The following is a 13,580-nucleotide window of genomic DNA, read 5'->3' on the forward strand; positions in this document are numbered from 1 at the left end:
CAGAGAGACCGCCACCGCCTTCAGGGGCTCGCGTCATGTGCGCTTCATCCGGGTGAATCAGCCGGTGAGAGAGATCGGCGAAGCGGAAAGACGCGCCGGGTTGGCTAGCGTGCGGCAGGTGAAGGACGGCGAGTCAGCGGGGCGTCATACTCCCGGCGCGGCCAGGAAACTGCTGCGTACGGTCCGCGCGGATCCGCGGCACATGCCGGAGCGCATGGCCGTGTTCGCGGTCGAACTCCTCGGCCCGCCGGCCGCGGAGAGGATGGCCCAGCGACAGCCCGGGGGACCGGAACAGCGAGTGGACACCGCTGAACGGGCACACCAGGTGGTGCGCCGGGGAGTGCGCACATCCGTCGTGGAAGGCTCCTTCCTGGGCGGCCCGTTCATGGCGCTGCTGCCGATCGCGTTCTGCGGTGCGCTGCTCGCCCAGGTGCGGATGGTGCTCGAACTCGCGGCTCTGTCCGGCCGCGACCCCGGGGACGAGACGGTCGTGGCCGACCTCCTCGTGATCCAGGGCGTCCATCCGACGGTCGAACAGGCCGAGGAGGCGCTGCGGCAGGCACGTCCTGCGGCCGGGGGCGGCGAGACGAAGGCCGGCTGGTGGAGCACAGTACGGAGACTGGCGTACCTCATCGGTCTCGTCACGCCCCAGGAACATCCGCGCGGAAGGCTGCGCGGTGCCGCGGTGTGGGTGGGCATGATCGCGCTGGTCCTCGTCGGCTTCGTGGTGCCGTTCGTCTGGGTTCCGGTCTGCGCCGGGACGTACCGGCGCGCGACCAACGAGCTCGCGGTTGTCGCAGCCCGGCACTTCGCGCTGCGGGGCGGGACCGGTGTGCTCCCTCAGGGCGGTCCGGCGGGGCGGCGGGCCACGCTGCGCCCGGGCCTCCTCCTGGTGACGGTGCGGGTCCTGCTGGCGTGCCTGGTGCCGGTCGTGATCGTGGGCGTCGTGCTGGCCGCCGACCTTCGCTTCGGCGACCAGCACTGGAGCGTGATGGTGCTCGCGGTCTTCGCCGTCGCCGCGATCACCGCGCTGGTGTGGTACTTGCGCCGCCGCTGACTCGGCCGTGCGCCAGCGCCAGATCGCGCAGGCGTCGCCAGTCCAGACGGGGCCGCGTCCGGGGTACGCCGGGCCGGCTGCGGGGGACCCGTACGCGCAGGGCCTGAGGGCGGATCGCGCACCGGACGGGGGTCGGAAAGGACAGGGCCTCGCCGTCGACACCGACCTCCACCTCGGGTGTGTCGGCATGGATGACGACGTCCTGCGCGGTGGCGACGGTGAGCCCGGACGAGCGTCGGCCACGGATCAGGTCGGCCGCCTGGGCCGCGTTGTCGACCTTGACGCCCAGTACTCCGAGGACGCCCGTGTCCAGCCGCTCCCGGTGCCCCAGGCCCACCGGGTCGTCCGTGCTGTACGGGTTGTTGCTCACGAGCACGGCCTGGGGGGAGTCGATGCTGACTCCCGGGCCCCGAACCCTGAGCCGGGAGCCGATGTGATGGGTCAGGACGTCCGGCAGCATCCGGAGGATGGTGCCGATCTTGTCGTCCCGGTAGGCAGGACTCTGGACGACCTCGGCGTAGGCGCCGAACGACACGTTGTTGACGAAGGTGTGCTCTCCGACGCGCCCGAGGTCTACGCGGAGTTCGACACCGTCGGTGAGCGCGTCGAGGCACGTGGCGGGGTTCTCGCGGTCGAGCCCGAGGTCGAGGGCGAAGTGATTGCGGGTACCGGCCGAGATCACCATGAAGGGGACGTCGTGCTCCGCCGCCACCCCGGCGACGAGGGCCTGCGTGCCGTCTCCGCCCGCCACGCCGAGAAGGTCCGCACCGTTCTCCAGCGCATCCCGGGCGAGCGCGGCGACATCCCGGGGGTGCGCCGGGTCGAGCAACACGACCTGGGCGCCCAGGGCTTCCGCCTTCTCCCGCAGACCGAACCTCCCGACCTTCCCGCCGCCCGAGCGCGGATTCATGATGAGGAACGGGTGCTCGGGCGGCGGGGTGCGGTATTCGACCGGAGCGACACGTCCGCCGTCCTCGGCGAGCGCGGCCCAGCCCTCGAAACACACCACGGCCCACAGCACCAGAACGACGATCACGAGCCAGAACAGGCCGACAGCGACGAAGAGCGCGATCACCGCCCCCTGTACGGCCACGGCCAGGGCGACCGCGAGCCACCTCACCGGCCCCCTGCGGCTGAGGGCCCACCACAGCCCGGCCGCGCTCAGGGCGAGCCCGGCCAGCGCGACGGCGGCCAGCCCCAGACTCCTGAAACCCGCGACCACGAGAGGCAGAGCCACGGCGACGGCGGCCGCCGCGATGGCCAGTCGGGCCGCCCATCGCTGCGTCCTGCTGCCGCGATGCCCTGTGTCGTCGCCACCCATGATTCCTCCGTGACTCGTCTCTGTCCTAGCGCGTGCCGGGGCTCCCCTCCGGTGTCCCCTCACGCAGGTGCGGCCGCGCGACGGCGGCCCTCCGATGCCAGGCGCCGTACCGGTTCGCGAGGAACACGGCAGACATGCCGTGCAGCAGGATGCTCATTGCGACGGTGACGGCGACGACCCGGCCGATGAGCCGAACCCCCGGCACGTGTTGTTCCTCCACCACCAGCAGCCCGAAGACGACGGACGCGAGTCCGCGCGGTCCGAACCACCCGATGTAGCCGACCGTGGGAAGGGCCAGTCGGCTCCCGATCAGGGAAACGGCGACGGGCAGCATGCGCACCACCGTGAGGCTCAGCACGGCGTATGTGACGATCCGCCAGTCGAGGTGCTCCAGAGCCGGCCCGAGGAGCACGGCACCGAACACGAGAAAGCTCAACGACGCCAGGAACTCGGCGAGTTGCTCGGCAAGCCGCGCCGTGTCCGCACTCCTGTCCACGGGCTCCGCCGCTGTGGAGCGCCGCTGGGAGGCACCGAAGGCGAAGCCGGCCACCCAGGCCGCGATGAACCCGCTCCCGTCGACGACGACCGCCAGCGTGTACGAGCCCGCCGCCAGGGCCAGGACGAACACCTGATGCCAGGTGCGGCTGACCCACCCCCGCCCGCGCGACCAGGACAACAGCCGTCCGCCGAACCCTCCGACGGCCAGCCCCAGCACGGTGCTGACCACGAGGGCACGCCAGAAGACTCCGGCGACTCCCTCCTCCGAGGCGTGGGTTCCCGGCAGAGCCGCGAGGAACAGCAGGAAGAAGGGCAGCGCCATCCCGTCGTTGAGACCGCTCTCGACGTTCAGACCGCCGCGTACGAGCGGCGGGACACGTGGGCTGGAGACCGCGGTCCTGCCCAGCGCCGCGTCCGTCGGCGCCAGGATCGTCCCGACCAGCGCCAGCTCCCACAGGGTCAGCCCGGGCAGCAGTGGCCAGGCCAGGAGCCAGCCGGCCCCGATGGTCAACGGCAGTCCGATTCCCAGCAGCCGGCCGGGGAGGAACCCGCCGACCCGCAGATCACGACGCCGTACGGACATCGCGTCGGTCAGCAGGACCAGTGTCAGGGCCGCTTCGACCAGGGTGAGCAGCGGTCCCGCGTCGTGCTCCAGGTCGAGGAGGTCGAGCCCGAGCGGGCCGATGGCCACCCCGAAACCGGCGAACACCATCGGCCCCGACACGGCGGTCGTGGAAAGCCGCCTGGAGACGAGCGCGTACCCCGCCGTGACGGCGGCCACGGCCGCCCCGGCCCACGCACTGCCACCGCTCACCGGGACCTCACCGTTGTGGCGTCGCGGGCGCAGCGGAATCCCTGGTTGCCGGTGCTGCTGTCGGGGGTGCTGGAGCTGCGGGCGGCGACGCGGTAGCGGCGGCAGTAGGAGGCGTGGCACAGGTAGGACCCGCCCCGGATCACCCGCTGCACGCCGAACGACGGGCCGGGCGGATCGTCCTGCGGGCCGCGCGCGTAGTAGGCCGGTGAGTACCAGTCGGCGCACCACTCCCAGACGTTGCCGCACATGTTGTGCAGGCCGTATCCGTTCGGCGGGTACGTGGTGACGGGTGCCGTTCCGTACCAGCCGTCCGCGCGGGTGTCGCGGTCGGGGAAGATGCCCTGCCACACGTTCATCCGGTGCTCGCCGCCGGGCTCCAGCTCGTCGCCCCAGGGGAACACCGTCTGTTCGAGACCGCCGCGGGCGGCGTACTCCCACTCCGCTTCGGTCGGCAGCCGCTTTCCCGCCCACGCGGCGTAGGCGATGGCGTCGTTCCACGAGACGTGGACGACCGGGTGTTCGGCGCGTTCGCCCACATCGGAGCCGGGGCCCTCGGGTCGGCGCCAGTACGCCCCGTGCACCTGCCGCCACCAGGGGGCCTCGGCGACCGAGCGGGTGTCCGGGAAGTCGTCGGGCAGCAGCCCGGCGAAGACGAAAGACCAGCCGTAGCGTTCGGCGTCCGTGATGTGCCCGGTCGCGTCGGTGAATTCCTCGAACTCCGCGTTGGTGACAGCACAGCGGTCGATCCAGAAGGGCACGAGGCGAACCGGATGAACGGGTCCCTCCCCGTCCTCGGGAACGACCCAGTCGTCCTCCGCGCCCATCAGGAACGGACCGCCCGGCAGGTGCACCATGCCGACCGCCCAGGCGTCGGCCGGGGCCGAGGACGGCACTGTCGCGGTCACCTGCCGCGACGACTCGCCCCGCGACGGAGCGCAGCACCGTCTGTCTGATGCATTTTCCGACATTGAGCACCAATCGGGATCGAATGTGCCGACCTGAGCATGATCCGACCCGGCACCCGCGTGCCCGGCATCGACACGACGAACGGGTGGCGTGCCCCTGCGGGCACTCCGGATGGCGCACCCCGGATGCCGGGTGCCCCGAGATCGGGAGCAATGGGTACCAACGGCAGCCACAACAGGCCGCGCCCACGCCTGGAGGACGGATGACCAGCCCGAGGGAACCATCACAGGCCGCTGCCCCGGACGATCCGCCGTCGGCCGGCCGGTCGACCACCGGCGGCCGGATCGTACGGAAGGTCGCCTCGGCGGTTCTGATCGTCCTCACCTGCGTCCTGGTCCCCGTGTCGGTACTGACCGTCTGGGTGCACGACATCGCCCTCGACACGGACCGCTACGTCGCCACGGTGAAGCCCCTCGCCTCCGACCCCGCGATCGAGGATGCCGCGCGGAACCGGATCGTCCAGGCCGTCGACGTACGGGTCGACGGCAAGCGTGCCACCGCCGAACTCGCGGCCTGGCTGCAGTCGCAGGGCCTGCCGCCCACCGCGGCTCGGGCCGTGCGAGGACTGGCCCCGCAACTGGACGCCGCCGTCACCGGCGCCGCGGACAAGGTGGCGACGCGCTTCGTCCGGAGCGACAGGTTCGAGAAGGTGTGGACCTCGGCGAACCGGGCCGCCCACGCGGCCGTGGTGCACGCGCTGACCGGGAAGGGACGCGGCGCGGTAGGCGTCGACGACGGCACCGTGACGCTGGATGTCGGCACCGCCGTCGACCGGGTGAAGCAGGAGCTCGTCGACGCCGGTCTGACACCGGCCGAGAACATCCCGGACGTCAACAAGCAGATGGTTCTCTTCAAGTCCGATCAGCTCAAGCGCATGCAGAGCGCGGCGCACGCCCTCGACGTGGTCGGTACCTGGATGCCGGTGCTGACGGTGGTCCTCGGAGCGGCGGGGGTGTTCCTCGCGTACGGACGCCGACGCGCCCTGGCGAAGACCGCCCTGGGCGCCGCCGGGGCCGCCTTGATCGTCGCGATCGGCCTGGTCGTCGCCCGCCACTACTACCTGGATCATCTGCCCCCGCAGGTGCAGTCGGAGGCGGCCGCGGCAGCCGTCTTCGACCATCTCCTGCACTTCCTGCGGGTCACGCTGCGCACCGTGATCGTGCTCGGTGTGGTCGTCGCCCTCGGTGCGTATTTCGTGGGGCCCGGCCGAGGGGCGCGGGCCGTGCGGACCAGCTCCGAGCGGACCGCCGACTCCGTCGCCCGCTGGGCGGACGCCCACGACATCCGGACCGGCCGAGCGGGGACGTGGACGGCGGACAACCGGCGCCGGCTCACGATCGGCTTCCTGCTGCTACTTGCCCTGCTGTTCGCCCTGTGGAATCACCCCACCGTCCTGACGGTGCTGCTCCTGGTACTCGTCTTCCTGGCGGTGCTCGCGGTGATCGCCCTGCTGGCGGCGAGCGGTCGCAGGGAGGGGGCGGCAGGGGCTTCAGCCGCTGATTGACACACTGTCGAATACCGTCGTCAGAGCGAAGGTGTTCGCCGCCCACCTGGGGATGCTGAAGGGTCGCAGTGGCCGGGGTTACGACAGCCTCGGCTTCCAGGTGCCGGCTGGTCCGCCGGCCACGAAGCTGATCCGTGAGGTGTTCGCCGAGGATCCCGACACCGCCGTTGCCGTGGCCCGCTGTGCGTCGTTCCTCGACCCGCTGTACGTCCTGCCCCACACCAACGGCAGCCGCAGCTGAGGCGTGTTCCAGATCTCCGACCGCCGTCTGTCGGAACTCGGCGGCACCCCGCTGCGGGCGTTCGACCCCGAGTGGAACATCAAGGCCGCCCACCGGCTGTGGAGTGCCGAGCACGACTTCCACGACTGGCCCTCCTGCGAGGCGGCGCTGAAGAACACACCGAAGAGCTGAGCCGGGGGCGGGACCCGGTCCCGTGTCATCGAGCTCCAGCACACCGCGTCGCCGTCTCCGGACCGAACGAGCCGTCCGCCGCGATCGATGTGTACTTGCTGGGCTTCGTCGCCAGGTTGAGCTCGCACTGCGCCTCGACCGCCGAGTCGGCCGCCCGCACCACCGTAGGCCCGTACAGGGGCAGGACCGCTGCCACGGCGAGGGTCAGACCCCGCAGAAGCGTCCTTCGTTCCATCAGGTGTTCCCCCTCTGATGAGTTGCCGGGAGCCCCGGCAGGCTCATGCTGGCAGCGGCTGTCGCGTTGGCCGGATCCGTTTGCCCGCACTGGGACGCCAGGACAGTCACGCGTCTGTGACCTGCGGGGACGGATCACTGCTGGGACGAACAGGGGATAAGGGCAGGGGGCAGGGCCAAATGCGATGGACGGACGGGAGACCAACCCCCTAGAGTCTGCGTGCACGCCCGGAGACCAACGGAAGGAGGCGAGTGCCATGAGGTTCACAACACCCCCGCGCTCCCTCCCTGTTGGCCCGGTGTGCCAAGACTGACCTGACCGGGAGCGCTTCACGCAGTACGCATCCCGGAGGAATCCATGACCGATCTGGTCATCCGCGCGCTCGACGAGAACGACGCGCATCTTTTCGACGCACTTCCCGATCCGCTCGGCGCCCGAGCCGCGGACCGGTTGACGGTCTGGCGGCCCGACTGGCAGCGGGTGGCTCTGCGCGACGGCACGGTCGTCGCGCGCGGCGCCTGGTGGGGCGGCCCGAACGACACCGAACCCCTCACCGTCAACTGCTTCGACGTGCTTGAGGGCGAGGAGGAGGCAGGGGCCGAACTCCTGCGCAGCGCACCCTGGCGCGTCGGCGCGGAACTGAACCTCTTCGCCGGCTGGCGCGAGAGCCCCGAGGCGTGCGCCGCCGCCGAGACCCGCTTCACCGCCCTGCGCGCGGCCGGCTACGACCTCCTCGTCGAGCGGTTCATCTACCGATGGACCCCGAAGTGCGGTCTGCCCGAACGCCCCGGACGCCTCGACTTCGCCCCCGAACCCGACGACGCCGTGTTCTTCGACGCACTGCGCCGCATCCACTCCGTCACCCTCGACGCACATGCCCAACGGGCCATCCGCGAAGGGGGAGTCGAGAAGGCCGCACAGGAGGAGATCGACTTCTTCCGCTGGTGCCCGTCCCCGCGCGAGTGGTGGCAGGTCGCCCGCACCCCGGAGGGGGACCTCGCGGGCATCCACATCCCGGCCCGCAACCCGTCGGGCCCCTGCGTCGGCTTCATCGGCGTCGTACCGGAACAGCGCGGCCACGGCTACGCCCGCGACCTGCTGGCCGAGTGCACCCACTATCTCGCCGAGCGCGGCGCCGAGTTCATCGCCGCCGCCACGGACCAGGGCAACTTCCCGATGGCCGCGCACTTCGCCCAGGTCGGTTATCCGGTCATCCGCGAGCGCGCCAACTTCGAGTTCGTCGAGTAGCCGAACCGGTTCGTAGAGCGGTCGGCCCGGCCCGCCACCAGGTTCCGGGCCGACTGTCAGTGCCGGGTGCCATGCTGGCGGCAGGTCGATCCACGGCACATGGCTCTACGGCGGGATGGAGGCGGGCATGGGGTTCGTCGGCGAGGTCTGGCAGGTGCACAAGGGTGACGAATCGGTCGGGGAGATCCTGATCGACGACGCCGATTTCCCCTGGCTGTCGGGCAAGTTCACCGCGGGTCCGGCTTTCGACGCCGTACGGGAGCTGTTCGCGCGGGAGCTCGCCCTGGCGCAGGCGGACGACGAGTGGGCGCGGTGGGAGGAGGTCTACGACGAGGTCCGCAGACAGGTGGCACTCACCTCGCCGGACGGGCCCGTGCCCGAGTTCCTGCTGCACATCGAGGGGGAGCGGGCCTGGTTCCGGTGGAGCGACGAGCCGTTCGACGACGATGAGGACGGCGACGAGGCGGCGCCCGGCGGTGAGTGATCAGTCGGCCGCGCCGGCCACCATCGCTTCGGCCCTCGCCAGGATCTCGGTGACCCGCTGCCCGAAAGCCGCGTCGCACGGGTGCGGCCGGCCCGTGCGGACCGCCTCGGCGAGCGCGTCCGCGGCCCGGCCCAGGGCGGACACCGCGGTGCCCGAGCTGTCCGGAAGGGTGGTCACCCCGGCCGCGCCCCGGAGTTCGACCGCGACCCCCGCCGCCGCGGGCGGCGCGGTGAGGCTCAGGGTGAGCGTGCTCGACGCACCGTCCACATGGTCGAGGACCAGCACGGCCGTGTCCCCGGGACCCGGCACCGCCGCCGCCACCCGGCGGATGTCACCGAGCACCGGGAGCAGCACGGACAGGGCGTGCGGGCCGACGTCCCACAGCGCGCCCTTCTCCTGCCGCCAGGGCGAGGCGGCGAACGGGCTGTCGCTGGTGAACACCGAGCCCAGCCACTCGGCCCGAGCGGTGAACCAGCCCTCGGCGGCGGCCTGTTCGGTGATCCAAGCCTCGGTCTCCGGCTGGAAGCGGGTGGTGAAGAACACGACCGACGCGACGCCGGCCTCCCGCACCGCGTCGACCACGGCCCGCCCCTGCTCCACTGTCGGGGCGAGGGGCTTGTCCAGCAGCAGATGACGGCCCGCCCGCGCGGCCCGCACCGCCAACTCGGCCTGCACGGACGGCGGAAGGGCCACGGCGACGGCGTCCACGTCCGCGAGGAGCGCGTCGACATCGTCGTAGGCCGGCACGCCGTACTGGTCGGCCAGTTCCTTGGCGGCGTCCGGGCGGCGGCCCCATACGCCCGCGAAGTCCCACTCCGCGTGTCCGGCGAGGGCGGGGGCGTGTGCCATCTGTGCCCAAGGGCCGGTGCCGAGCAGTCCGATGCGCATGGCGGTGCCTCTCCACGGGGCGGATGCACGGTGTGCATCCGCGCGGCGAACCTGGTGACCACCGGAATTGATCCGAGCGGCCGGTCGCCGGTGAGCGTGCCATACGAACGGGGCTGGTGCGCAAGCCCTGTCGGTGTCTACTCCCAGCCGACGACCTTGAAATTCCTGTCGACGAAGACGTGGTGCGGCCAGTTGACGCTGATGTTGTGGACCTCGTACTCGCCGTCGCTCAGTTGTACGACACGGTCGTTGATGCCGCCGGGGACGACGGCCTGGGCGGCCTTGATCGCCTTGTAGGCGGTCGTGCCGTTGACGATCGTGCCTTCGCCCTCGGTGTAGTCCGGGATGCGGCCGACCGACTTGCCGGGGGAGGGTGTCCCCTGCTGGAAGGCGATCACTCCCGCTGCTTCGGCGGCTGCCGCTCCGCCGTCGCCACCGCGCTGGACGACGACCCGCGTCGCGGCGACGGTCGCGCTGTCGACCGTGCCGAGGACGAGGACGCTCGCACCCTTCTTGACGGCCTTGGCCGGGGCTCCGGTGGTCTTTGTGGCGGAGGATTCGGTCACGGTCACCTTCACGCCCGTCGCCGTCGTCATGGTGAAGCCCGACGCGGACGTGGCGTCGACGATGCCGGTCGCACCGCCGTCGGACGGGTCGGCCCGGGTGCCGCCGCCCTCCGGACCGGTCGGCGTCGGAGTCGGCGAGGCCGTCGCCGCGGGTGCGGGAGACGACGAGTCCGCGACGGCGGACGTACTGCCGAGCCCGGCTCCTGCCACCGCGCACGCCAGACCGGCGGCCGTGATCAGCGCGCCTCTCCGGGACAGCAGGTCGTGGTTGTTCATGGTGGGGGTCCCTTCGCTGGGCAACTACTCCGAGCCTGGGCGCCGTACCTGGGGAGACGCTCACGCGCGCCTTAAGAAGTCCTGACAAACCCGTCGCCCACTGCGGCCGCACACCGATTGAGCAGTCCCGCTGCTGGATGCGTTCGATTTCTTCTATTGGACCTGCGGACCCCGGCCGGAGAGGCTGGAGGACGCGCCCTGCCCGCCACGACCCGATCGGTCGTCCGGCGGCGCGGGACGGCACGGTTCTGCGCGACAGCCGGAAGACCGGAAGAGGAGCACGAGCAATGGACACCCGCCGTATCGGTGACGTCGAGGTCAGTGCGATCGGTCTGGGCGGTATGCCCATGTCGATCGAGGGTCGGCCGGACGAGGCACGCTCCCTCGCGACCATCCACGCCGCCCTCGACGCGGGCGTGACGCTGATCGACACCGCGGACGCCTACCACCTGCACGCCGACGAGGTCGGACACAACGAGACCCTGATCGCCAAGGCCCTCGCCTCGCACGACCGGGGCGGGGAAGTCCTGGTCGCCACCAAGGGCGGGCATCTGCGCCCCGGGGACGGCAGTTGGACCCTGAACGGCAGCCCCGAGTACCTGAAGGAGGCCTGCGAGGCGTCCCTGCGCCGACTGGGCGTGGAGGCCATCGGGCTCTACCAGTTCCACCGCCCCGACCCGAGGGTCCCGTACGCGGACTCCGTCGGCGCGATCCGGGACCTGCTGGACGCGGGCAAGATCCGCCTCGCCGGGATCTCCAACGCGAACCCGGAGCAGATCCGGCTCGCGAACGAGATCCTCGGCGGCCGGCTGGTCTCCGTGCAGAACCAGTTCTCCCCGGCCTTCCGCTCCAGCGAGCCGGAGCTGGAGCTGTGCGACGAACTCGGTATCGCGTTCCTGCCCTGGAGCCCCCTCGGCGGCATCAGCCGCGCCGGTGAACTCGGCTCCGCCTACGCGCCGTTCGCCAAGATCGCCGAGAAGCACGGCGTCAGCCCGCAGCGGGTGTGCCTGGCCTGGATGCTCGCCAAGTCGCCGGTCGTCGTACCGATTCCGGGCTCCAGCCGCCCCGAGACGATCCGCGACTCGGCCGCCGCACCCGAACTGACGCTCTCCGCCGAGGAGTTCGCGGAGCTGGACGCAGCCTGAGACGGCGGTGACGCCGGAGGTGTAGTTGTGGCGGGCAGGGGAAGAAAGCGCTTGCCCGCCAACCGGTCACAGGGGGAGGACCACCGCCGATGGCGTCGTCCACGGACAAGCCGCTCGACCACCGCTACCGCGACGAACACCCGATCCGCACCCTCGCCTACCTGTTCCACGAGGACCGCAGACGCCTCGCCCTGGCCGTCGCCGTGTTCACGGTCAAGCACAGCCCCATCTGGCTGCTCCCGCTGATCACCGCGTCCATCATCGACACGGTCGTCCAGCACCAGCCGGTCAGCAGACTCTGGATCAGTACCGGCGTCATCCTGTTCATCCTGCTGATCAACTACCCCCTGCACGTCCTCTACGTCCGCCTCCTCTACGGCAGCGTCCGCCGCATGGGCACCGACCTGCGCTCGGCCCTGTGCACCCGCATGCAGCAGCTCTCCATCGGCTACCACTCCCGGGTCAGCGCCGGAGTGCTCCAGGCCAAGGTCGTACGGGACGTGGAGACCGTCGAGCAGATGGTCCAGCAGACCGCCGAGACCGGGCTCGGCGCGATCACCGTGCTCACCGGCGGACTGGTCATCATCGCCTTCCGCACACCGGAGTTCGTGCCCGTCTTCGTGGTCGTCGTGCCGGTCGCCGCCCTGCTCGTGTCCCGGCTGCGCGCCCGCCTCCGTACCCACAACGAGCACTTCCGCCACGAGGTCGAAACCCTGTCCTCACGCGTCACGGAGATGACCCGCCTCATCCCGGTCACCCGCGCCCACGGCCTGGAGGGCAAGGCGCTGCGCCGCATGGACGGCACCCTGCGCCGCCTCCTCACCACCGGAAACCGCCTCGACCTCCTCAACGGCCGCTTCGGCTCGCTGGCCTGGGTGGTGCTGAACGTCGTCGGCGTCCTGGTCCTCGCCGGTGCGGCCCTGGTGTCGTACTACGGCGTCTGGGGCGTCACCGCCGGTGACGTCGTCATGCTCAGCGCCTTCCTGACCACCCTCACCAACTCGACCACGACCCTCATGGGCCTGGCCCCGGTCATCACGAAGGGCCTGGAATCGGTCCGTTCGGTCGGCGAGGTGCTCCAGGCACCAGAGTTGGAGGACAACGAGGGCAAGGAGGTGGTCACCGCGGTACGCGGAGCCGTCACCTTCCGGAACGTCGGCCACACCTACGACGGTGGCCAACTCCGTCCCGCCGTCCACGACTTCACCCTCACCGTCGCACCCGGCGAGACCGTCGCCCTCGTCGGCGCGTCCGGCGCCGGCAAGTCCACGGTCCTCAACCTCGTCATCGGCTTCATCCGCCCCACCGCCGGCCAACTCCTCCTCGACGGCACCGACATGAACACCCTCGACCTGCGCACGTACCGCCGCTTCGTCTCGGTCGTCCCCCAGGAGTCGATCCTCTTCGACGGCACGATCCGCGACAACGTGGCCTACGGCATGGACGACGCCGACGAGGAGTCGGTACGCGCGGCGCTGCGGGACGCCAACGCCCTCGAGTTCGTGGACAAGTTGCCGCAGGGACTGGAGACCCTGGTCGGCGAGCGCGGGGCCCGGCTGTCCGGCGGCCAGCGTCAACGCCTCGCCATCGCACGGGCGTTGATCCGCGACCCCAAGGTCCTCGTCCTGGACGAGGCGACCTCGGCCCTGGACACCCGCTCGGAGGCGCTCGTCCAACAGGCCCTCGCCCGACTGCTGCACGGCCGTACGACCTTCGTCGTCGCGCACCGCCTGTCCACCGTCCGGAGCGCCGACCGCATCGTGGTGATGGGTGACGGCGAGATCCTGGAGGTCGGCACGCACGACGAACTCCTGCGCCGGGGCGGGGCGTACACGGCGCTCCACAGCGGGCAGGTCGCCTGACCTGACCTCTTGACGCTTGATCCGGCTCAGGCGGGGCACACGAAGCGCAAATCGAGAGAGGGGCGCTCCGTGCTCGTGCCGGACCCGAAGGCCGTCAGGAAACTGCTCACCCGGTACGCGGTGCTGCGCATCGCCCAGGCGGAGAGGCAACGCCCGGAGACGGCCGCCGAGTTGAACGACGTCAGCTACACCCTGTGCGTGATGACGGGCACCACGGACATCCGCGAAGCCATCGCCAAGGCGGACGCCCTGCTGGCGGCGGCCCGTGACGCGACCGCGGACGACCGCGCCCTCGCGTAGAGCC

Annotated in this window: 15 protein-coding genes; 9 read left to right on the plus strand and 6 right to left on the minus strand. The window is 71.1% G+C overall.

The genetic code is table 11. The features are described 5' to 3' along the window. Positions 1-202 precede the first annotated feature (202 nt). A complete protein-coding gene (locus tag SSP08S_RS23415; protein ID WP_019070072.1) occupies positions 203-1,057 on the plus strand; it encodes a hypothetical protein in 855 nt (284 codons plus the stop codon). On the opposite strand, the gene SSP08S_RS23420 is transcribed toward SSP08S_RS23415, so the two are convergent. From SSP08S_RS23420 to SSP08S_RS23430, 3 genes are read right to left on the minus strand one after another with little or no spacing between them, the layout of a single operon-like run. After that, positions 1,023-2,378 carry a diacylglycerol/lipid kinase family protein gene (locus tag SSP08S_RS23420; RefSeq protein ID WP_019070073.1) on the minus strand — a complete coding sequence of 452 codons (1,356 nt, stop codon included), beginning with the start codon at positions 2,376-2,378 and terminating at the stop codon, positions 1,023-1,025. The genes SSP08S_RS23415 and SSP08S_RS23420 overlap by 35 nt on opposite strands. A gap of 25 nt (positions 2,379-2,403) precedes the next feature. Beyond that, on the minus strand, positions 2,404-3,690 hold the full coding sequence (locus SSP08S_RS23425; RefSeq protein WP_019070074.1) for a cation:proton antiporter: 1,287 nt from the start codon (positions 3,688-3,690) through the stop codon (positions 2,404-2,406). Beyond that, positions 3,687-4,658, minus strand: coding sequence for a formylglycine-generating enzyme family protein (locus tag SSP08S_RS23430; RefSeq protein ID WP_043259622.1), 972 nt, complete (start codon positions 4,656-4,658; stop codon positions 3,687-3,689). Before SSP08S_RS23430 ends, SSP08S_RS23425 begins: the two co-directional genes overlap by 4 nt. Before the next feature lie 200 nt (positions 4,659-4,858). Between SSP08S_RS23430 and SSP08S_RS23435 the strand changes: the two genes are divergently transcribed. From SSP08S_RS23435 to SSP08S_RS63065, 3 genes are read left to right on the plus strand one after another with little or no spacing between them, the layout of a single operon-like run. Next, positions 4,859-6,160 carry a hypothetical protein gene (locus SSP08S_RS23435; RefSeq protein ID WP_019070076.1) on the plus strand — a complete coding sequence of 434 codons (1,302 nt, stop codon included), beginning with the start codon at positions 4,859-4,861 and terminating at the stop codon, positions 6,158-6,160. 31 nt (positions 6,161-6,191) lie between these two features. Continuing rightward, complete coding sequence (locus SSP08S_RS63060; protein WP_019070077.1) at positions 6,192-6,401, plus strand: hypothetical protein; 210 nt, start codon at positions 6,192-6,194, stop codon at positions 6,399-6,401. Positions 6,402-6,404: 3 nt separating this feature from the next. Next, a complete protein-coding gene (locus SSP08S_RS63065) occupies positions 6,405-6,572 on the plus strand; it encodes a hypothetical protein (protein WP_019070078.1) in 168 nt (55 codons plus the stop codon). Between the two features lie 25 nt (positions 6,573-6,597). Here the strand turns inward: SSP08S_RS63065 and SSP08S_RS23450 are convergent, their stop codons facing one another. Further along, positions 6,598-6,807 (minus strand): hypothetical protein, encoded by a 210-nt coding sequence (locus SSP08S_RS23450; protein WP_019070079.1) that lies wholly within the window; start codon positions 6,805-6,807, stop codon positions 6,598-6,600. Positions 6,808-7,164: 357 nt separating this feature from the next. On the opposite strand from SSP08S_RS23450, the gene SSP08S_RS23455 reads away from it, so the two are divergent. Both SSP08S_RS23455 and SSP08S_RS23460 read left to right on the plus strand, forming a co-directional pair. Next, a complete protein-coding gene (locus tag SSP08S_RS23455; RefSeq protein WP_019070080.1) occupies positions 7,165-8,055 on the plus strand; it encodes a GNAT family N-acetyltransferase in 891 nt (296 codons plus the stop codon). 127 nt (positions 8,056-8,182) lie between these two features. Continuing rightward, complete coding sequence (locus tag SSP08S_RS23460; RefSeq protein WP_019070081.1) at positions 8,183-8,539, plus strand: hypothetical protein; 357 nt, start codon at positions 8,183-8,185, stop codon at positions 8,537-8,539. Here the strand turns inward: SSP08S_RS23460 and SSP08S_RS23465 are convergent, their stop codons facing one another. Next, on the minus strand, positions 8,540-9,427 hold the full coding sequence (locus SSP08S_RS23465; RefSeq protein WP_019070082.1) for a Gfo/Idh/MocA family protein: 888 nt from the start codon (positions 9,425-9,427) through the stop codon (positions 8,540-8,542). It abuts the gene before it with no gap. 137 nt (positions 9,428-9,564) lie between these two features. Further along, complete coding sequence (locus tag SSP08S_RS61790; RefSeq protein WP_026178760.1) at positions 9,565-10,269, minus strand: hypothetical protein; 705 nt, start codon at positions 10,267-10,269, stop codon at positions 9,565-9,567. Positions 10,270-10,556: 287 nt separating this feature from the next. Here SSP08S_RS61790 and SSP08S_RS23475 point away from each other — a divergent pair, with 287 nt between their 5' ends. The 3 genes from SSP08S_RS23475 (at position 10,557) to SSP08S_RS23485 (ending at position 13,576) form a co-directional block, all read left to right on the plus strand. Next, a complete protein-coding gene (locus SSP08S_RS23475) occupies positions 10,557-11,414 on the plus strand; it encodes an aldo/keto reductase (RefSeq protein WP_019070083.1) in 858 nt (285 codons plus the stop codon). Between the two features lie 89 nt (positions 11,415-11,503). Next, a complete protein-coding gene (locus SSP08S_RS23480) occupies positions 11,504-13,276 on the plus strand; it encodes an ABC transporter ATP-binding protein (RefSeq protein ID WP_019070084.1) in 1,773 nt (590 codons plus the stop codon). A gap of 69 nt (positions 13,277-13,345) precedes the next feature. Then, the gene (locus SSP08S_RS23485; RefSeq protein ID WP_019070085.1) at positions 13,346-13,576 is read left to right on the plus strand and encodes a DUF5133 domain-containing protein; all 231 of its coding nucleotides are present in this window, start codon (positions 13,346-13,348) and stop codon (positions 13,574-13,576) included. The last annotated feature ends 4 nt before the right edge of the window (positions 13,577-13,580 follow it).

The sequence above is a fragment of the Streptomyces hokutonensis genome (assembly GCF_000376565.1).
Classification (GTDB): Bacteria; Actinomycetota; Actinomycetes; order Streptomycetales; family Streptomycetaceae; genus Streptomyces; species Streptomyces hokutonensis.

Excerpts from the sequence above, each read along its gene's own strand:
- SSP08S_RS23435 (WP_019070076.1), top strand. The coding sequence starts at position 4,859 with ATGACCAGCCCGAGGGAACCATCACAGGCCGCTGCCCCGGACGATCCG.
- SSP08S_RS23415 (WP_019070072.1), top strand. The coding sequence starts at position 203 with ATGCCGGAGCGCATGGCCGTGTTCGCGGTCGAACTCCTCGGCCCGCCG.
- SSP08S_RS23455 (WP_019070080.1), top strand. The coding sequence starts at position 7,165 with ATGACCGATCTGGTCATCCGCGCGCTCGACGAGAACGACGCGCATCTT.
- SSP08S_RS23430 (WP_043259622.1), bottom strand. The coding sequence starts at position 4,658 with ATGTCGGAAAATGCATCAGACAGACGGTGCTGCGCTCCGTCGCGGGGC.
- SSP08S_RS23420 (WP_019070073.1), bottom strand. The coding sequence starts at position 2,378 with ATGGGTGGCGACGACACAGGGCATCGCGGCAGCAGGACGCAGCGATGG.
- SSP08S_RS23460 (WP_019070081.1), top strand. The coding sequence starts at position 8,183 with ATGGGGTTCGTCGGCGAGGTCTGGCAGGTGCACAAGGGTGACGAATCG.
- SSP08S_RS61790 (WP_026178760.1), bottom strand. The coding sequence starts at position 10,269 with ATGAACAACCACGACCTGCTGTCCCGGAGAGGCGCGCTGATCACGGCC.
- SSP08S_RS23475 (WP_019070083.1), top strand. The coding sequence starts at position 10,557 with ATGGACACCCGCCGTATCGGTGACGTCGAGGTCAGTGCGATCGGTCTG.
- SSP08S_RS23480 (WP_019070084.1), top strand. The coding sequence starts at position 11,504 with ATGGCGTCGTCCACGGACAAGCCGCTCGACCACCGCTACCGCGACGAA.
- SSP08S_RS23465 (WP_019070082.1), bottom strand. The coding sequence starts at position 9,427 with ATGCGCATCGGACTGCTCGGCACCGGCCCTTGGGCACAGATGGCACAC.
- SSP08S_RS23450 (WP_019070079.1), bottom strand. The coding sequence starts at position 6,807 with ATGGAACGAAGGACGCTTCTGCGGGGTCTGACCCTCGCCGTGGCAGCG.